This is a genomic window from Sphingomonas sp. GW821-FHT12D09 (assembly GCF_058807215.1).
In genome coordinates this window covers 480121-498091 of sequence record NZ_JBXAQL010000003.1, presented here as the reverse complement: position 1 = coordinate 498091, position 17971 = coordinate 480121, and the positions used below count along the sequence as shown (strand labels likewise).

16 protein-coding genes are annotated in these 17971 nt (G+C 68.7%); 7 read left to right on the top strand and 9 right to left on the bottom strand.

The genetic code is table 11. The features are described from left to right. Nucleotides 1-7: 7 nt before the first annotated feature. From AC1RPL_RS16050 to hemC, 6 genes are all read right to left on the bottom strand, one after another. Complete coding sequence (locus tag AC1RPL_RS16050; RefSeq protein WP_493070563.1) at nt 8-1114, bottom strand: CaiB/BaiF CoA transferase family protein; 1107 nt, start codon at nt 1112-1114, stop codon at nt 8-10. Beyond that, nucleotides 1111-1629, bottom strand: a complete 519-nt coding sequence (locus AC1RPL_RS16045; protein ID WP_493070561.1) for a GNAT family N-acetyltransferase — start codon at nt 1627-1629, stop codon at nt 1111-1113. The genes AC1RPL_RS16050 and AC1RPL_RS16045 overlap by 4 nt, the downstream gene beginning before the upstream one ends. Next, on the bottom strand, nt 1629-2813 hold the full coding sequence (locus AC1RPL_RS16040) for an acyl-CoA dehydrogenase (protein WP_493070559.1): 1185 nt from the start codon (nt 2811-2813) through the stop codon (nt 1629-1631). Before AC1RPL_RS16040 ends, AC1RPL_RS16045 begins: the two co-directional genes overlap by 1 nt. Nucleotides 2814-2902: 89 nt before the next feature. After that, entirely contained in the window at nt 2903-3739 is an 837-nt protein-coding gene (locus AC1RPL_RS16035; protein ID WP_493070557.1) for a hypothetical protein, read from the bottom strand. Nucleotides 3740-3771: 32 nt separating this feature from the next. Further along, nucleotides 3772-4440, bottom strand: coding sequence for a uroporphyrinogen-III synthase (locus AC1RPL_RS16030; RefSeq protein WP_493070556.1), 669 nt, complete (start codon nt 4438-4440; stop codon nt 3772-3774). Then, nucleotides 4437-5351 carry a hydroxymethylbilane synthase gene (gene hemC, locus AC1RPL_RS16025; RefSeq protein WP_493070554.1) on the bottom strand — a complete coding sequence of 305 codons (915 nt, stop codon included), beginning with the start codon at nt 5349-5351 and terminating at the stop codon, nt 4437-4439. The genes AC1RPL_RS16030 and hemC overlap by 4 nt, the downstream gene beginning before the upstream one ends. Before the next feature lie 205 nt (nt 5352-5556). Here hemC and tsaD point away from each other — a divergent pair, with 205 nt between their 5' ends. Genes tsaD through AC1RPL_RS16010 form a run of 3 tightly spaced genes read left to right on the top strand, consistent with a single transcriptional unit; the run spans nt 5557 to nt 8092 of the window. Then, nucleotides 5557-6582, top strand: a complete 1026-nt coding sequence (gene tsaD, locus AC1RPL_RS16020) for a tRNA (adenosine(37)-N6)-threonylcarbamoyltransferase complex transferase subunit TsaD (protein ID WP_493070553.1) — start codon at nt 5557-5559, stop codon at nt 6580-6582. Continuing rightward, nucleotides 6579-7556 carry an NAD(P)H-dependent glycerol-3-phosphate dehydrogenase gene (locus tag AC1RPL_RS16015; RefSeq protein ID WP_493070551.1) on the top strand — a complete coding sequence of 326 codons (978 nt, stop codon included), beginning with the start codon at nt 6579-6581 and terminating at the stop codon, nt 7554-7556. Before tsaD ends, AC1RPL_RS16015 begins: the two co-directional genes overlap by 4 nt. Next, entirely contained in the window at nt 7553-8092 is a 540-nt protein-coding gene (locus AC1RPL_RS16010; RefSeq protein WP_493070550.1) for a DUF1697 domain-containing protein, read from the top strand. The genes AC1RPL_RS16015 and AC1RPL_RS16010 overlap by 4 nt, the downstream gene beginning before the upstream one ends. On the opposite strand, the gene AC1RPL_RS16005 is transcribed toward AC1RPL_RS16010, so the two are convergent. Next, a complete protein-coding gene (locus tag AC1RPL_RS16005) occupies nt 8089-8241 on the bottom strand; it encodes a DUF1674 domain-containing protein (protein ID WP_493070548.1) in 153 nt (50 codons plus the stop codon). The two genes, AC1RPL_RS16010 and AC1RPL_RS16005, sit on opposite strands and share 4 nt — an antisense overlap. Before the next feature lie 35 nt (nt 8242-8276). On the opposite strand from AC1RPL_RS16005, the gene AC1RPL_RS16000 reads away from it, so the two are divergent. The 4 genes from AC1RPL_RS16000 to purH are packed head-to-tail and all read left to right on the top strand — an operon-like array spanning nt 8277 to nt 13617. Further along, complete coding sequence (locus AC1RPL_RS16000) at nt 8277-9560, top strand: RsmB/NOP family class I SAM-dependent RNA methyltransferase (RefSeq protein ID WP_493070546.1); 1284 nt, start codon at nt 8277-8279, stop codon at nt 9558-9560. A 43-nt stretch (nt 9561-9603) separates the two neighbouring features. Continuing rightward, entirely contained in the window at nt 9604-10260 is a 657-nt protein-coding gene (gene rpe, locus AC1RPL_RS15995; protein WP_493070544.1) for a ribulose-phosphate 3-epimerase, read from the top strand. Then, nucleotides 10257-11990: a heparinase II/III family protein gene (locus tag AC1RPL_RS15990; protein WP_493070542.1), complete on the top strand. Its 1734-nt coding sequence runs from the start codon at nt 10257-10259 to the stop codon at nt 11988-11990. The genes rpe and AC1RPL_RS15990 overlap by 4 nt, the downstream gene beginning before the upstream one ends. A gap of 55 nt (nt 11991-12045) precedes the next feature. Continuing rightward, nucleotides 12046-13617, top strand: a complete 1572-nt coding sequence (purH, locus tag AC1RPL_RS15985; RefSeq protein ID WP_493070540.1) for a bifunctional phosphoribosylaminoimidazolecarboxamide formyltransferase/IMP cyclohydrolase — start codon at nt 12046-12048, stop codon at nt 13615-13617. A 16-nt stretch (nt 13618-13633) separates the two neighbouring features. On the opposite strand, the gene AC1RPL_RS15980 is transcribed toward purH, so the two are convergent. Further along, nucleotides 13634-15160, bottom strand: a complete 1527-nt coding sequence (locus AC1RPL_RS15980; protein WP_493070538.1) for a lipopolysaccharide biosynthesis protein — start codon at nt 15158-15160, stop codon at nt 13634-13636. Further along, nucleotides 15157-17928, bottom strand: a complete 2772-nt coding sequence (polA, locus tag AC1RPL_RS15975) for a DNA polymerase I (protein WP_493070536.1) — start codon at nt 17926-17928, stop codon at nt 15157-15159. Before polA ends, AC1RPL_RS15980 begins: the two co-directional genes overlap by 4 nt. Nucleotides 17929-17971: the final 43 nt, after the last annotated feature.

The window sequence follows — 17971 nt, the reverse complement described above, 5'->3', positions numbered from 1 at the left end:
CCCTTTTCTATGGGCGTTTGGGGCTCGCCCGGTCGGCGGCCATGCGCTCGCCATCGATCATGATCGGCGTGGCGATGCCCGGCACGCCTTCGCGCTCGATCCGCATGCCGCGCGCCACCACCTGCGGATCGGCGAACACTTCGTCGACCGTGTTGATCGCACCCGCCGGCACGCCCTCCGCCTCCAACGCCTCGTAAAGATCGGCCTTGGCCCATTGCCGGATCGCCGCCTCGAGCAGCGGCACCAGCATGCCGCGATTCTCCACCCGCGCCGGATTGGTCGCGAAACGCGGGTCCGCGCCATAATCGAGCCCCAGCACGCCGCAGAGCTTGCGGAACTGCGAATCATTGCCGACCGCGATGATCAGCTCGCCGTCCTTCGCCTGGAACGCCTGGTAGGGCACCAGATTGGCGTGCCCATTGCCCATCCGGTGCGGCACCTTGCCCGACGCCATCCAGTTGAGCGCCTGGTTGGCGAGCACCCCGACCTGGGTATCGAGCAGCGCCATGTCGATATGCGCGCCTTCGCCCGAGACGTCACGACGTCGCAGCGCTGCGAGGATCGCCACGGCCGAATAGACGCCGGTGAAGATGTCGGCATAGGCGATGCCGGCCTTTTGCGGCGCCCCGTCGGGCTCGCCGGTCAGCGACATGAAGCCGCCCATCCCCTGGATGATGAAGTCGTACCCGGCGCGCGGCGCATAGGGGCCGGTCTGGCCGAAGCCGGTGATCGAGCAGACGACCAGCCTGGGGTTGAGCGCCCGCAGCGAGGCCGCATCGAGCCCGTACTTCACCAGTCCGCCGACCTTGTAATTCTCGATCACCACGTCCGCGTCCGCCACCAGCGCCCGCACCGCCGCCTGGCCCTCCGCCGTGGTGATATCGATCGCCAGGCTGGTCTTCCCCCGGTTGCAGGCATGGAAATAGGCCGCGTCGCGATTCTCGCCCGCGGCATCGTGCAGGAAGGGCGGACCCCATTGCCGCGTATCGTCGCCTTCGCCGGGCCGCTCGATCTTGACCACCTCGGCGCCCAGGTCGGCGAGCAGCTGCCCGCACCAGGGACCCGCCAGGATCCGCGCCAGCTCGACGACCTTGATCCCCTCGAGCGGCTTCATACCCGGTGGATCTCATAGATCACGTGCGGTTTCATCCTGCCCGCCATCAGCCGGTCGACAATGCCCGGCCGCACCGTCCCGCCGATCTTCTCCATGGCTTTCCGGGAACGCACATTGTCGACGCCCACGGTGAACACCGCCGTGCGCACATAGCGGTGGATATGATGCAGCATCAGCCGCTTGATCTCGCGATTATAGCTACCGCCCCAATAGTCGCGCGAGAGGTAGGTCCAGCCGATCTCGATCTCGTCGGCCGCCTCGTCCCAATTGTCGAAGCGCGACGATCCGATCACCTTGTCCATGGCCTTGTCGACTATGGTCAGCGCTCCCCCGCTGGCGATGCCGGCATCGAAATAGGCGCGGAACACCGGCTCCTGCCAGCGGTCATGCGCTGGATGGACTTCCCAGAGCAAAGGATCGGAAGCGACCGCGAACAGCGCATCCCAATCGTCCGCGGTGCTCGGGCGCAGCAGCACCCGCTCGCCTTCGAGGATCGGCTGCCGCTCGGGGGTCATCAGAACGCCGCGATGCCGGTGATCGCCCGGCCCAGGATCAGCCCATGCACGTCGTGCGTGCCTTCATAGGTGTTGACCGTCTCGAGGTTGATCGCGTGGCGCAGCACATGGAACTCGGCCGAGATGCCATTGCCGCCATGCATGTCGCGCGCGATCCGCGCGATATCGAGCGCCTTGCCGCAATTGTTGCGCTTGATGATGCTGATCGCTTCGGGCGCCAGCGTGCCCTCGTCGAACATCCGCCCGCAGCGCAAGGCCGCCTGCAGCCCGAGTGCGATCTCGGTCTCCATGTTTGCCAGCTTCAGCTGCACCAACTGGGTCGCCGCCAGCGGCTTGCCGAACTGCGCCCGGTCGAGCGTATATTGCCGTGCGGCGTGCATGCAGGCCTCGGCCGCGCCCATGCTGCCCCAGGCAATGCCGTAGCGCGCGCGGTTGAGGCAGCCGAACGGGCCCTTCAGTCCCTGCACTTCGGGGAGCAGCGCGTCCTCGCTCACTTCCACGCCGTCCATCACGATCTCGCCGGTGATCGAGGCACGCAGCGAAAGCTTGCCCTCGATCTTCGGTGCCGAAAGCCCCTTCATGCCCTTTTCGAGGACGAAGCCCTTGATCCCGCCGCCGTGCGCCTCGCTCTTCGCCCAGACGACGAAGACATCGGCGATCGGCGAGTTTGTGATCCACATCTTCGAGCCGGTCAGCTTGTAGCCGCCGTCGATCTTCACCGCGCGGGTGCGCATGCCGCCGGGGTCGGAGCCGGCATCCGGCTCGGTCAGCCCGAAGCAACCGACCCATTCGCCGGTGGCGAGCTTGGGCAGGTATTTCCGCTTCTGCGCCTCGGTGCCGTAGGCATGGATCGGATGCATCACGAGGCTCGACTGCACCGACATCGCCGAGCGATAGCCCGAATCGACCCGCTCGACCTCGCGCGCCACGAGCCCATAGGCGACATAGCCCAGGCCCGCGCCGCCATAGGTCTCGGGGATCGTCGCGCCGAGCAGCCCCAGCGCGCCCATCTCGGACATGATCTCGCGGTCGAACCGCTCCTCGAGATAGGCGCTGGTCACCCGCGGCAGCAGCTCGCCCTGCGCATAATCGCGCGCGGCATCGCGCACCATCCGCTCCTCGTCGGTCAGCTGCGCATCGAGCCCGAAGGGGTCCGCCCAATCGAACCGGCCCATCTCTGCCATTTCCTCGTCCTTCTTTTCGCTACTCGGCCGTCCTAACGGCTCGGGGTCCCGATGCGTGTCGGGAGGTCTTCATGGGGTATGCGGTGCGGCTATCCCGCCTGTGCGGCAGGGGCCGGCGGCGGCAAGTCCATTGCCGCGCGCTCGATCTCGGTCAGCGCGGTGCGTGCCGCGACATAGCGCCGCGCGGCGCCCGTCCAGCTCTCGGCCACCGAGACGCCGGGCAGATGCGCGACTTCGGCAAGTGCCGCCTCGACATCGCCGCGGTCGAGCGCGCGCCGCGCCCGGCGCAGGCGTTCGGCGGGCAGCGGGCTCGGCGTGTCCGCCTGGCGCAGCACCACAAGGTTGCCGAGCATCCGGCGCACCCGGTTCCACAGACTGTCGTTCGGGTCGTTCGCCAGGCGCGGGCCCAGCGTATCGAGCGCCAGGCGCAGATCCTCCAGCGTCACCGGCTGGGCGGCGGCACGCAGGATCGCGGCGACCGCGTCGCTGTTGCGCTCGCCGAAGCGTGCCCGCAGCTGGCCTTCGAGTGCACCCAGCGGCTGGCCGCGCTCGATCGCGCGCCGCGTCGCAAAGGCGACCATCATCCGCTCCGCGCGCGTCGCATAGGAAGCCGCATTGCGCGCGCTGCTGTCCGAATCACGAAGACGCAGCTCGATCTGGTCGAGCTTGCCTGCCAGCGTGGTTTCGCGTGCGGCCAGCGTGGCCAGGTCGGTGCCGGGGGGCAGCGCCGGAACCGCCGGCTGCGCATTGGCGCTGGGCGCGGGCAGGGGCGCCGGCGCGGCTTCGCGTGGCGAGAGTCCGCCCGCCAGGCCGACGGCACCGACAGTCACGCCGATCCCGCCGACAAAGGCGATCGTTCCGATCAGGCTGGCGCTGCGCCACCAGGGGTTGCGCGGCGGCGGCGGCGCGAGGGTGTCGTCGCTCATGGGGCCCTTATTCGCCGCGTGGCCCCGTGCGGTCAATCGGCGAGCTGCAGGGCAAGCTCGATCAGCGTGTCCGGGCGGGTGTCGCGGGCGATCTCGATCCGCCGCCAGCCGGCCCCCACCGCCTCGGCGGCGCGCAGGCTGATCGCGGCGATGCTGGTGATCGCGCGAGCGTGGGGCGCGAGCAACTCGGCGAGGCGTGCGCCGGCCCGGGCGGACTGGACCAGCACCACCGCGCCGCGCAGCCGCACGACCTGTTCCGGCTCGATCTCCAGCGCCTCGCTGGCATAGACGGTGACCGCCTGGGCCACCACGCCGCCGGCCTGGAGCATCCGCTCGCGTCCGCCGAGCAACAGCGCCCGGCGGACCCCCGCGGCTTCCGCCTCCGCCACCAGCGCGTCCGCGCCGCCCGTGCCGATATGCGCGATCGCAAAGCCGATGCGCCGCGCGGCTTCCGCGGTCACATGGCCCACCGCATGGACGGGCAGGGCAAGCAGCGCGTCGAGCTGCGGCCCGCCATGCCGCACGGCATTGGCACTGGTCAGCAGCAGCGCGTCGAAGCCGGCCGGATCGGGAACCGTCCAGGCCACCGGCCGGGCGGTGAACAAGGGCAGGCGGATCGCCGTACGCCCCGCCGACTCGATCGCCGCCGCAGTCACGCGGTTGCCCGGCTCGGGGCGCAGCACCGCGATCGGCCGGCTCATCCCGCGAACAATCGGCGCACCGCGTCGGGCGCGCGGTCGAGCAGGTCGCGGGCCAGTGCCGCGGGCAGGTCGTGGTCGAGCGGCGCGCCTTCGATCATGCCATGGACATGCTCGGCACCATCTTCGGAGAGCAGTTCGGCTTCGATCGTCAGGATCGCCCCTTCGATCCGCGCCAGTGCGGCGACTGGCGAATGGCAATCGGCCCTGAGTGCGGCGAGCAGCGCGCGTTCGGCCCCGACACAGGCATGCGTCTCTCCATGGTCGATCGCGCGCACCAGCGTGCGGGCATGGCTGTCGTCGGCGCGGATCTCCACGCCCACCGCGCCCTGCGCCGGGGCGGGCAGCAGCACATTGGTGGGGATCGCGGTGCCGACGTCATGACGTCCAAGCCGCTCCAGCCCCGCCGCGGCGAGCAGAGTCGCATCGGCCTCGCCCGCCGCCAGCTTGGCGAGCCGCGTATCGACATTGCCGCGGAAGAGTATGGCCGAGAGATCGGGCCGCAGCCGCTTGATCTGCGCGGCGCGGCGCGGCGAGCTGGTGCCGAGCACGCCGCCTTGCCGGATCGCCGCGATCGACTCGGCACCGACCAGCCGATCGCGTACATCGGCGCGCGGCAGCATCGCGGCGATCGCGATCATGTCGGAGCGGAAGGTCTCGACATCCTTCATCGAATGGACCGCGGCATCGATGTCGCCGCCCAGTAGCGCGCGGTCGAGCTCCTTGGTCCACAGCGCCTTGCCGCCGATCTCGGCCAGCGCGCGGTCCTGCACCTTGTCGCCGGTGGTCTTGATCACGACGATCTCGAAGTCGGTCACCGGCAGTCTATGTGCCGCGGCCAGCGCATCGCGCACCATGTTCGCCTGCATCAGCGCCAGCGGCGAACCCCGCGTCCCAAGTTTGAAAACGGTCATGCGGGTTCCTTATCGGCTCGTTCCGTCCTTGTCGAAGCGGACGCGGACATTGGCACGGCGTACCGGCATGCAAATTCCCCTCCCTAGCAGGGAGGGGAGAAGGGATCGCTTGGATGCCTCTGCGCGAACCAAAAATCCCAGCGAACTTCGACAACCCGCGCGTGAATCACTAGATGCGCAAACAACGGAGTACGAACAGACTGCTATGGCCCTGATCCTCGGCCTCGAATCGAGTTGCGACGAAACCGCTGCCGCGCTGGTCACCACCGACCGGCAGGTGCTGGCGCACAAGCTCGCCCGCCAGGAAGCGGCGCATCGCCCCTATGGCGGCGTCGTGCCCGAGATCGCGGCGCGCGCGCATGTCGAGGCGATCGGCCCGCTGATCCAGGGCGTGTTCGAAGAGGCTGGGCTCAGCCTCGCCGATGTCGATGCGGTCGCCGCCACCGCCGGTCCCGGCCTGATCGGTGGCGTCATGGTGGGGTTGGTCGCCGGCAAGGCGCTCGCGCTGGCTGGCTCCAAGCCGCTGATCGCAGTCAATCACCTCGAGGGGCATGCGCTCTCGCCGCGGCTCACCGATCCCGACCTCGCCTTCCCCTATCTGCTGCTGCTCGTCTCGGGCGGCCATTGCCAGTTGCTGCTGGTCGAGGGGGTGGGCCGCTACCAGCGCCTGGCCACCACGATCGACGATGCTGCGGGCGAAGCCTTCGACAAGACCGCCAAGATGCTCGGCCTCGGCTTTCCGGGCGGTCCGGCCGTCGAGGAAGCAGCCATGCGCGGCAATCCCAAGGCTGTGCCGCTGCCGCGTCCTTTGCTGGGATCCGCCGAGCCGCATTTCTCCTTTGCCGGCCTCAAGAGCGACGTTGCGCGCAAGGTCGGACTCTACAGCGCCGAGGATATCGCCGCGTCCTTCCAGCAGGCGGTGGTCGATTGCCTGATCGACCGCACCCGCCGGGCGATCGAGCGAGTCGAGGCAACGGCCCTGGTCGTCGCGGGCGGAGTCGCGGCGAACACGGCCGTGCGCGGCGCTCTGGAACGTCTGGCCTCGGAAAGTAACATGCGCTTCGTCGCGCCGCCGTTGTGGCTGTGCACCGATAATGCGGCGATGATCGGCTGGGCGGGAGCCGAGCGCTTCCTCAGCGGTTTCAGCGATCCGCTCGACGTGGCGGCGCGGCCGCGCTGGCCGCTCGATCCGGATGCGGAGAAGGTGCGCGGGGCAGGAGTGAAGGCATGAGGATAGGTGTCATAGGCGGCGGCGCCTGGGGAACGGCCCTGGCCCAGGTCGCGGCGCGCGGCGGCCGGGACGTGCTGCTCTGGGCGCGCGAGCCCGAAGTCGTCGAGAGCGTGAACATCCGCCACCAGAATGATCTGTTCCTCTCTGGTGTGCCGCTCAGCCCCTCCATAGTGGCCACGCGCGAACTTCGCGAGCTTAGGGATATGGACGCTCTGCTGGTGGTCGCCCCGGCCCAGCACGTCCGCGCGGTCCTGACCGAGCTTGCCGCGGGGGATATCCCGCTGATCCTCTGCGCCAAGGGCATCGAGGCCGGCACCAAGCTGCTGGTGGGGGAAGTCGCCCATCAGGTCGCCCCCGGCGCTCCCCTGGCGGTCCTCTCCGGCCCCACCTTCGCCCATGAGGTCGCCGCCGGCAAACCCACCGCCGTAACCCTGGCCTGTGAGGACGAGGCCCTTCGCACCGCCCTGTCGGAGCGCCTCGCCGGGCCCGCCTTCCGCACCTATGGTTCCTCGGACGTGGTCGGCGCGGAGATCGGCGGCGCGGTCAAGAACGTCCTCGCCATCGCCTGCGGCGTGGTGGAGGGCGCCGGCCTCGGCCTCAACGCCCGTGCCGCCCTCATCGCCCGGGGCTTTGCCGAGATGACCCGCTTCGGCCTCGCCCGCGGCGCCCAGGCCGAGACGCTTACCGGGCTTTCCGGGTTGGGCGACCTGGTGCTTACCTGTTCCTCGACCAATTCGCGCAACTTTTCGTTGGGCTTAGGCCTTGGCCAAGGCCGCAGCGCCGCCGAGCTGATGGCCGACCGCAAGACCGTCGCCGAGGGCGCCTTCACCGCGCCCGTCCTGCGCGAAGCCGCCAAGGATGCCGGGGTCGACATGCCGGTGACGGAAGCCGTCAACGCCCTGCTCGAAGGCGCGCCGGTGGGCCAGGTGATCGAGGCCTTGCTTACCCGCCCGCTCAAGGAAGAGGCGCTGTGAAGCGCTGGGCGGCCCTGCTCCGCGGAGTCAATCTGGGCGGGCGGAAATTGCTCTCCAAGGACCTTCAGGCCGTCACCCAGAGCCTGGGCTTCACCCGCGTCGAGACGCTGCTGGCCTCGGGCAATGTCGTGTTCGACAGCGCCCTGTCCGGCCCGGAGATCGAGACCAAGCTCGAGGAAGCATTGCTCGCCTGGGGGCTGAAGACCGACGTCGTTGTCCGTGACCTCGCCGAAATGCGCGCCGTGATCGCCGCCAACCCCTTCCCCGAGGCGGTGCTCGATCATCCGAGCCACATGCTCGTCACCTTCCACCGCGATCCCTTCCCGGCCGACTTGCTCGAGCGCCATGCGGACGTGCATCAGGGCGAAGAGCTGCTCGTCGCGAACGGGCGCGAGCTCTACACCGACTATATCAGCCAACAGGGCATGCGCGATTCGAAGCTGTTGCAGACGATGAGGAAGGCCAAATTCCCGGCCGTCGCTACCGGCCGCAACTGGAACACCGTCAATAAGCTGGCGGAAATGCTCGCCGCTTAGAAGTCGACCGCCACGCCCTTGCGCTCCCAATCGCCATAGCGAGTCGGGTCGAGCGCATCGGGTTTTTCCTTCGCCGCCTCGGGCTTGGGCACCGGCGGGCTGGGCGTCAGATACGCTGGCGGTTTCACATTTGCGGGACGCTGGGCCATAGGCGGCAGATCGTCCTTCCAATCCAAGAGGTCAAGTGAAGCCACCGCGTCGCCCTTCTCACCGTCAGGAACCCGATGGTCCCGGCGTTCCCACGCGCCGCGCGGCGCTGAAGCTGCTGGATGCGGTGCTCCGCCGTGGGCTGGCGCTGGAGCAGGCATTGGACAGCGCGGCACAGGGCCTGGCGCCCAATGATCGCGGCCTCGCCCATGCCATCGCCGCCGAAGTGCTGCGCCGGCTGCCCGATCTCGACGCGCTGATCGATTCGGCGACGAAGCAGCAGCTGCCCGACGACGCCAAGGCGCGCTTCGCCCTGCGCATCGCGCTCGTCCAGGCGCTGGCGCTCGGCACGCCCGGCCATGCCGCGATCTCGACGGTGCTGCCGCTGGTCGATGGCGGCCCGCGCAAGCTGGTCCACGGCGTGTTCGGCACGCTGGTCCGCCAGGGCGTGACCCTGCCCGAGCCGCCGACGCTTCCCGATGCCGTGGCGCTGCGCTGGCACGCCGCCTGGGGCGACCAGATGATCGAGGATGCCGAGCGCGCCATCGCCGTGCCGCCGCCGCTCGACCTTACCCTGCGCGATCCCGCCAAACTGCCTGACCTGCCCGGCAAGAGCCTGATGCCCGGTCATTTGCGGCTGGACGAGAAGGGGCAGGTCGCGATGCTCGACGGCTATGCCGAGGGCGATTGGTGGGTGCAGGACCTCGCCGCCTCGCTCCCCGCCCGCCTGATCGGAAAGGGCAATGGCATCGCGCTCGACCTGTGCGCCGCCCCCGGAGGCAAGACCCTCCAGCTCGCCGCCGCCGGCTGGCAGGTGACGGCGGTCGACATCTCGGAAAGTCGTCTGGCGCGACTTCACGAGAATCTGGAGCGCACCGGGCTTTCGGCGGACGTGATCGCCGCCGACCTGCTCAGCTGGAAGCCCAAGGCGCCCGCCGACGCGGTGCTGCTCGATGCGCCGTGCAGCGCCACCGGCATCTTCCGCCGCCATCCCGACGTGCTCCACCGCGTCCGCCCGAGCCTGATCCGGGAAATGGCCGAGCTGCAGGGCAAGCTGTTCGCCCGCGCCGCGGACTGGGTGAAGCCTGGCGGCACGCTGGTCTTCTCCACCTGCTCGCTCGAGCCCGAGGAAGGCGAGGCGCAGCTCGCGGCCTTCCTCAAGGCGCGCTCCGACTATGCGCTAGTTCCTGTCAGGGCCGAGGAGCTCCCCCATGGCGTCATGCCGCGCGCGGACGGAAGCCTTCGCCTGCTCCCGGGAACGCTGGCCGATGTCGGCGGGTTGGACGGGTTCTTCATCGCCAGGCTGACTCGCAACCCCTAGAAGCCCGGTTGCGTGCGAATCGCGGGGTGCCTAAGGATTCATCATGGCCGTCCGCATCGCACCTTCCATCCTCTCCGCCGATTTCGCCAAGCTGGGCGAGGAAATCCGTGCGATCGACTCGGCCGGCGCCGACTGGATCCATGTCGATGTGATGGACGGGCATTTCGTTCCGAACATCACGATCGGCCCGGGCGTGATCAAGGCGCTGCGCCCGCACACCGCCAAGCCGTTCGACGTGCATCTGATGATCGCGCCGGTCGATCCGATGCTCCAGGCCTTTGCCGATGCCGGTGCCGACTGCATCTCGGTGCATCCGGAATCGGGCCCGCATCTCCACCGCACGCTCCAGACCATCAAGGGTCTCGGCAAGCGCGCCGGCGTGGTGCTAAACCCCGCCACCCCGGTCGAGAGCATCGACTATGTCATGGACATGATCGACCTGCTCCTGGTGATGAGCGTGAACCCCGGTTTCGGCGGACAGAAGTTCATCGAGAGCCAGCTTGCCAAGATCGCCGAGCTGCGCAAGCGGATCGACGCCAGCGGCCGCGCGATCGACCTGGAAGTGGATGGCGGCATCGACCGCGTCACCGCGCCGCTGGCGATCCAGGCGGGCGCCGATGCGCTGGTCGCCGGCACCGCGACCTTCACCGGCGGGCCCAGCCAATATGCGGCGAACCTCGCCGCCTTGCGGGGCGGGTGAGCGATGGCCCGGACGACTCCGGAGCCGACGGAGTCGAGCAGGGCAAGCGGCTTATCCGGACAGGCGGCGAGCGCGGCCTCAGCCTGGCCGAGCGCGTATCCGAACGTTTCCAGCGCCTCGCCTGGCGCAGCCCGCTCCACAATATGCGGCTGAGGGGCCGCCACCCGCTCAAGCTGATCGCGGTCGGCGAGGATCCGTTCTTCGGCGATGTCGAGCGCGGCAATGCGCTGCTCGAAGGCTATGTGCTGTTCCGCGGCGAGCAGCGCTCGATCGCCGGCCTCGATTTCGCCCGGCCCGACTGGTCGGCGGCGATGGGCGAGTATCTCCACGGCTTTGGCTGGCTGCGCGACTTGTCGAGCGTCGCGCCCCGCGTCACCGCCGCCCCGATCGCCGAGGCGCTGATGCTGCGTTGGCTGTCGGTGCATGGCGACAAGGTCTCCGATCCCGCCTGGCGGGCCGATCTGGTCGGCCGCCGCATCCTCGCCTGGACCGCGCATGCGCCGCTGATCCTCTCGGCCAACGACCTGGTCTATCGCTCCTCGGTGCTCCACGCGCTGGCGAAGGGCGCGCGCCACCTCGATCGCGCGGCGGACCGGGTGCCGCTCGGCACCCCGCGCATCGCCGGCTGGTGCGGGGTGCTCGCTGCGGGGCTGATGATCCCGGGCGGCGATCCGCGTCGTTCGTTTGGAGAGACCGGCCTGCGCCGCGCACTCGAGCAGTCGATGTTCGAGGATGGCGGCACCGTCGGCCGCTCGCCCTGGGGCCAGCTCGACGCGGTCCAGCTGCTGACGATCCTGGCCAACGCCTATGCCGCGCGTCGCCTGGAGACACCCGAATTCGTCTCGTCGGCGCAGGCGCGCATGGTCACCGCGCTGCTCGGCGTCTGCCATGGCGACAAGGGGCTGAGCAGCTGGCAGGGCAGCGCGCCTGTGGCCGGCGCGCTGATCGAGCAGACGGTGGAGGCGACTGGCGTACGCACCCGTCCGCTCAAGCAGGCGCGCGAATGGGGCTATCAGCGGCTGAACGCCGGCAGCACGGTGCTGATCGTCGACGCGGCCCCGCCGCCGCTTGCCCGGCTTGCGGCCGGCGGCTGCGCCTCGACGCTTGCGTTCGAGCTTTCGGACGGGCCGCACCGGATCGTCGTCAATTGCGGCGGCTCGAACATGGCCAGCGCGTCGTTGCCGAACGCGCTCACCGAAGGCCTGCGCACCACCGCGGCGCATTCCACCCTGGTGCTCGCCGACAGCAACTCGACCGCGATCCATCCGGACGGCTCGCTCGGCCGCGGTGTGGTCGAAGTCGAGCTGGCGCGCACCGAGAGCGAGAATGGCAGCCGGATCGAGGCCAGCCATGACGGGTATGTCCGCCGCCTCGGCTTCATCCACCGCCGCCTGATCGCGCTCGGTGGCGACGGGCGCGACGTACGCGGCGAGGACATGCTGCTCCCCGCCGACAAGAAGAAGCGCAAGGCCAACACGCCGTTCGCGGTCCGCTTCCATTTGGCGCCCCAGGTCGAGATCTCGCCCACCGCCGACGGCCAGGCCGCGATCCTGCGCCTGCCCAGCGGCCATCTCTGGCAGTTCCGCTGCAAGGGTGGGTCGCTGGCGTTCGAGGATTCGATCTGGATCGACGGCACCGGCAAGCCGGTCGCGACGCGCCAGCTCGTCATCACCGGCGAATCGCTCGCCGGCGGGGCAAATGTGAGCTGGCTGTTCCACCGGGCGAAGTGAGTCGCGCCAAATAAGGGGTTGCCCCCGGGGCTTCGATCCGTAGAGGGGCGGGGGCATGGACCAGGTGAAAATCCGTCGTGCGCTTCTCTCCGTCTCCGACAAGACCGGGATCGTCGAACTCGCAACCGCGCTAGCCGCGCAGGGCGTCGAGCTCGTCTCGACCGGCGGCACCGCCACGGCGCTGCGCAGTGCCGGGCTGGAGGTCCGCGACATTTCCGATCTCACCGGCTTCCCCGAGATGATGGACGGCCGGGTCAAGACGCTGCACCCCAAGGTCCATGGCGGCCTGCTCAGCGTGCGCGGCAATGAGGAACACCAGGCCTCGATGGCCGAGCATGCGATCGCGCCGATCGATCTGGTCGTGGTCAATCTCTATCCCTTCGCCGAGACGGTGGCACGCGGTGCGGACCGCGAGACGATCATCGAGAATATCGATATCGGCGGCCCTTCGATGGTCCGCTCGGCCGCGAAGAACCATGAAAGCGTCGTGATCCTCACCGATCCGGCCGACTATGCGCTGGTCCAGGACGGCACGACGACGCTCGATCAGCGCCGCAAGTTCGCCGCCAAGGCCTATGCCGCCACCGCTGCCTATGATTCGATGATCTCGAGCTGGTTCGCCTTTGCCGATCAAGGCGAGGCCTTCCCCGAGACGCTCAACCTCTCGCTCAAGCGCGGCCAGGCGCTGCGTTACGGCGAGAACCCGCACCAGTCGGCCGCCTTCTATGCCGCCACCGGCCCCACCGCACAGGGCGTCGGCCAGGCCCGCCAGGTGCAGGGCAAGGAGCTGAGCTACAATAACTATAACGACGCCGACGCGGCGCTCGAGCTGGTCAGCGAATTCCGCGACGGCCCGCCGACCGCGGTGATCGTCAAGCACGCCAATCCCTGCGGCGTGGCGAGCGGCGCGACGCTGGTCGAGGCCTATGCCGCGGCTTTCGCGTGTGACACGGTGTCGGCATTTGGCGGCATCATCGCGGTCAATCGCCCGCTCGACCGCGCGACGGCCGAGCAGATCACTTCGATCTTCACCGAAGTCGTGGTCGCGCCGGGCGCCGACGAGGAAGCGCTCGCGCTGTTCGCGGCCAAGAAGAACCTGCGCCTGCTGCTTACCGATGGACTGCCCAATCCCGGGCGCCCCGGCCTGATGGCCAAGTCGATCGCCGGCGGCTGGCTGGTCCAGAGCCGCGACAATGGCATCATCGGCCCGGCCGAGCTCAAGGTCGTCACCAGGCGCCAGCCGACCGAGCGCGAACTGGCCGACTGCCTGTTCGCCTGGACGGTGGCCAAGCACGTCAAGTCGAACGCGATCGTCTATGCCAAGGACGGCAGCACGGCGGGTGTCGGTGCGGGCCAGATGAACCGGCTGGAGAGCGCGCGCATCGCCGCGTGGAAGGCCAAGGACGCCGCCGACAAGGCCGGCTGGGTCGAACCGCGCACGCTGGGCTCCGCCGTAGCGTCGGATGCTTTCTTCCCCTTCGCCGACGGGCTGCTGGCGGCAGTCGAGGCGGGCGCCACCGCGGTGATCCAGCCCGGCGGCTCGATTCGCGACGAGGAAGTGATCGCCGCCGCCGATGCGGCCGGCCTGGCGATGGTCTTCACCGGCATGCGCCACTTCCGCCACTAAGGCTGGACGTCAGGTTTTAGGGTTCGGCGTTCACCGGCAGGGCAGGCTCCGCCGCTGGCGCCTTGCGGAACAGCGCCCGGTCTTCGGGGCCGAAGCCGAACTTGATGATCACGAACAGATAGGTGACCAGGATTGCCGGCATGCCGAGGCTGAGTTCGGCCCATTCATAGCTGTGCGGCAGCGACATGAAGGCGGCGCCGACCAGGCTGGCGATGCCGATCGCCGCGAAGAAGCTCGGCCGGATGCTCACCACCGGCGCGCCGAGCATGCGGCGCAGCACCAGCGCCTTGACCGTCGATCCGATAGTCAGTGCGGTGGCGAGCGCGATCGCCGGTGCGGCGACCAGCATCGGCAGCGGCCAGCCCTCGGCGCGGGCGATGAACAGCAGCACGAAGGTGAGCGCGATCTGGAACAGCATCACGCTGATCGAAATCGCCAGGTTGGTATGCCGCGCGATATAGACGAGCGCGGTCTCGCACACCGCACCGGGCGAGGCGAGCACCTCGGCGATCAACAGGATGCACAGCGCCATCCAGCCCGCGACGAACTCCTTGCCGAGCAGGCCCATCACGCCTTCGCTCGGAATCGAGAACATTACCGCCAGCGCTGCCTGCGCGCCAAGGATCCAGAAGCCGACCTGATAGACCTGCCGGGCGACTGCCTTGCGATCGTCCTCGGCGAGCGCCTTGGTCACGACCGGGCCGAGGATCGGATCGAAGCTCGACTTGAGCTTTTGCGGCACCGAGGCGACCTGCTGCGCCATGTAGTAGATGCCGACCACTGCCGGCGGATAGATCAGCGCCAGCATGAATCGATCGACGTTGCGCGTCGCCCATTCGATCGTATCGGCGCCGGCGAGCGGCGCGTTGCGGCGGGCGAGCGTCCAGATATCGGCGAGTCGCGGGCGCCAGCCATGCGGCAGGCCATATTCGCGGACGAACGGCACCAGCGACGCGATCACCGCCGCGGTCATCGACGTGACATAGGCGAGGACCAGCCCGTCCCGCGGCGCGACGAAGGCGAAGCCGGCTGCGGCGATGCTGATCGTCCAGGGCTCGATGATCGCACGGGCAGTCACCGAGGCGCCGATATTGTGGCGATAGGCGAGCGCGGCGAGCGATACGTCGGATAGCGCGATGGCGACGACGACGAGCGGCAGGAAGCGCTCCAGCCCCATCACATTGCTGTTGGGGAACAGCGCCTGGGGGAAGGCGATCAGGATGCCGCTGATGAGCAGGGCCGCGATCAGCGCCACCGCCATCGCGTCCCACACCACATGCGCGTGCGGCCGATCGGTCTTCGACAGTGCCTGGGCGAGGCCACGCTTGAGGCCCAGCGTCGCCACCAGCGCGGCGAACTCGATCACCAGCACGGCGATCGCATAGCGCCCGACAATGTCGGGGCCATAGGCGCGGCCGGCGATGAACAGGAAGGGCAGCCGCGCGACGAGCCGGATGGCGAAGCCCAGCAGATTGGTCCGCCCGCCCTTGGCGAGCGTGTTGATGTCCTCGCCGCCAGAGGGTGCGGTTGCCGGCTCGCTCAATGTGCGGCGCCCCAGCTCGGACCCACCCCGATCTCGACGCCGAGCGGCACGGTCAGCTTCACCGCCGGCTCGGCGGCGGTGGCCATCACCCGCTCGATCACCGGCCTGGCGGCTTCGACATCGCCTTCGGGCAGTTCGAACACCAGCTCGTCATGCACCTGGAGGAGCATCTTGACCTTGGGCAGGCCTGCTTCGAGCAATGCCGGGCCCATCCGCGCCATCGCGCGCTTGATGATGTCGGCGCTGGTGCCCTGGATCGGCGCATTGATCGCCGCGCGCTCGCTGCCGGCGCGCTCGTTCGGGTTGGTCGCCTTCAAGCGCGGGAAGTGCGTCTTGCGGCCGAACAGCGTGGTGGTGAAGCCGCGCGCCTTGGCCTCGTTGAGCGTGTCGGCGATGTAGCGGTTGATGCCGGGGAAGCGCTCGAAATAGCGGCTGATCATCGCCTGCGCCTCGTCGGCCGTCACGTCGAGCCGCCCGGCCAGGCCCCAGCGCGAGATGCCGTAGAGGATCGCAAAGTTGATCGTCTTGGCGCGCCCGCGGGTGTCGCGGTTGACCTCGCCGAACAGCTCCTGCGCGGTCATGTTGTGGATGTCGTCGCCGCGCTCGAACGCTTCGCGCAGCTGGGGCACGTCGGCGATGTGCGCGGCAAGGCGCAGCTCGATCTGCGAATAGTCGGCCGACAGGATGACGTTGCCCGGCTCGGCGACGAAGGCGTCGCGGATCTGGCGGCCGATCTCGGTGCGGATCGGGATGTTCTGAAGGTTCGGATCGGTCGAGCTGAGCCGCCCGGTCTGCGCGCCGGTGAGCGAGTAGCTGGTGTGGACGCGGCCCGTCGTCGGATTGATCTGTGCCTGCAGCGCGTCGGTATAGGTCGACTTGAGCTTGGAAAGCTGGCGCCAGTCGAGCACCTTCGCGACCATCTCGCGACCGGGCGAATCCTTGTCGGCGGCGATCCGCTCGAGCTCGTTCACATCGGTGGAATAGACGCCCGACTTGCCTTTGCGCCCGCCTTTGATCCCCATCTTGTCGAAGAGGACGTCGCCTAGCTGCTTGGGGCTGCCGATGGTGAACTTGAAGCCGGCGATGCCGTGGATCTCCTCCTCCAGCGCCGCGATCTGGTGGGCGAAGTCGGTCGAAAGCCTGTGGAGCACCGCGGCATCGACCTTGATGCCCTCGCGCTCCATGCCCGCGATGACCGAGACGAGCGGCCGGTCGACCATCTCGTAGACGCGGGTCGAGCCTTCATAGGCCAGCCGCGGCTTGAAGCGGCGCCACAGCCGCAGCGTCACGTCGGCATCCTCGGCGGCGTACCGCGTGGCGGCCTTGAGATCGACTTCGCCGAAGCCGAGCTGGCTCTTCCCCGTGCCGACCACGTCCTTATAGGCGATGCATGAATGCGAGAGGTGGGTGGCGGCGAGCTCGTCCATGCCATGCCCGTGCAGGCCGGCATCGAGGTCGAAGCTCATCACGATCGTATCGTCGAACGGCGCGAGGGTGAGCCCGCCCAGATCCCGGTACGCGCCGCCGAGCACGATCATGTCGTACTTCAAATTGTGGCCGATCTTGAGGACCGCGGGATCCTCGAGCAACGGCTTGAGCCGGGTGAGTGCGATCTTGCGGTCGAGCTGCGCCGGCTTCTCGGCGAACATGTCGGTGCCGCCATGGCCGAGCGGGATGTAACAGGCCTTGTTGGGCGCCAGGCACATGCTGATGCCGACCAGTTCGGCGCGCGTCGCGTCCACCCCGGTGGTCTCGGTGTCGATCGCGATCCGGCCCTGGTGCCGTGCTTCGGCGATCCACTGGTCGAGCGCCGCTTCCTCGACGACCGTCTCATAGCCGTCGTGGTTGCAGGGCGGGTCTTCCTCCAGCCCCGGCGTGTCGTGCGTCTCGACCGGCGCGTCCGCCACCGCGGAGAGGCGGTTGAGCAGCGTGCGGAAGCCGTGATGCTCCAGGAATGCGCGCAACGGCGCATCGGGGATGCCCTGCAGCTCGAACGCCTCGAGCGGCTCGGGCAGCGGCACGTCGCTCGCCAGCTCGACCAGCTTGCGGGAAAGCCGCGCCATCTCGGCATGCTCGATCAGATTGTCGCGCATCTTGGACGGCTTCATCGTCGGCGCTGCCTCCAGCACCCCTTCGACCGTCCGGAACTCTTGGATCAGCTTGGCCGCGGTCTTGGGGCCGATCCCCTTCACGCCCGGCACATTGTCGACGCTGTCGCCCATCAGCGCCAGCACTTCGCCCAGCTTCTCCGGCCCTACGCCGAACTTCTCGATCGTGTCGGCCGGGCCCAGCCGGCGATTGTTCATCGTGTCGAGCATGTCGACCGACGGATCGGTCATCAGCTGCATCAGGTCCTTGTCGGAGCTGACGATGGTCACCGACCAGCCCTGGGCAAGCGCCGCCTTGGTATAGCTTGCGATCAGGTCGTCCGCTTCCCAGCCCAGTTCCTCGATGCATGGCATCGAAAAGGCGCGGGTGGCGTCGCGGATCATCGGGAACTGTGGCACCAGGTCCTCGGGCGCCGGCGGGCGGTGCGCCTTGTACTGGTCGTACATTGCGTTGCGGAAGGTGTGCTCGCTCTTGTCGAGCACCACTGCCATGTGTGTCGGCCCGTCGGCCTTGTTCAGCTCGTCGACCAGCTTCCACAGCATGGTCGTATAGCCATAGACCGCCCCCACCGGCTCGCCATGCTTGTTGGTGAGCGGTGGCAGCCGGTGATAGGCGCGGAAGATATAGCCGGAGCCGTCGACAAGATAGAGATGTGGCATTGCCGCGCCGGGATAGCCGAGCCGGTGCGCCGAACAAAGCCCC

Excerpts from the sequence above, each read along its gene's own strand:
- AC1RPL_RS16015 (WP_493070551.1), top strand. The coding sequence starts at position 6,579 with ATGAGGATAGGTGTCATAGGCGGCGGCGCCTGGGGAACGGCCCTGGCC.
- hemC (WP_493070554.1), bottom strand. The coding sequence starts at position 5,351 with ATGACCGTTTTCAAACTTGGGACGCGGGGTTCGCCGCTGGCGCTGATG.
- AC1RPL_RS16040 (WP_493070559.1), bottom strand. The coding sequence starts at position 2,813 with ATGGCAGAGATGGGCCGGTTCGATTGGGCGGACCCCTTCGGGCTCGAT.
- AC1RPL_RS16050 (WP_493070563.1), bottom strand. The coding sequence starts at position 1,114 with ATGAAGCCGCTCGAGGGGATCAAGGTCGTCGAGCTGGCGCGGATCCTG.
- tsaD (WP_493070553.1), top strand. The coding sequence starts at position 5,557 with ATGGCCCTGATCCTCGGCCTCGAATCGAGTTGCGACGAAACCGCTGCC.
- AC1RPL_RS16045 (WP_493070561.1), bottom strand. The coding sequence starts at position 1,629 with ATGACCCCCGAGCGGCAGCCGATCCTCGAAGGCGAGCGGGTGCTGCTG.
- rpe (WP_493070544.1), top strand. The coding sequence starts at position 9,604 with ATGGCCGTCCGCATCGCACCTTCCATCCTCTCCGCCGATTTCGCCAAG.
- polA (WP_493070536.1), bottom strand. The coding sequence starts at position 17,928 with ATGCCACATCTCTATCTTGTCGACGGCTCCGGCTATATCTTCCGCGCC.
- purH (WP_493070540.1), top strand. The coding sequence starts at position 12,046 with ATGGACCAGGTGAAAATCCGTCGTGCGCTTCTCTCCGTCTCCGACAAG.
- AC1RPL_RS16005 (WP_493070548.1), bottom strand. The coding sequence starts at position 8,241 with ATGGCCCAGCGTCCCGCAAATGTGAAACCGCCAGCGTATCTGACGCCC.
- AC1RPL_RS16030 (WP_493070556.1), bottom strand. The coding sequence starts at position 4,440 with ATGAGCCGGCCGATCGCGGTGCTGCGCCCCGAGCCGGGCAACCGCGTG.
- AC1RPL_RS16035 (WP_493070557.1), bottom strand. The coding sequence starts at position 3,739 with ATGAGCGACGACACCCTCGCGCCGCCGCCGCCGCGCAACCCCTGGTGG.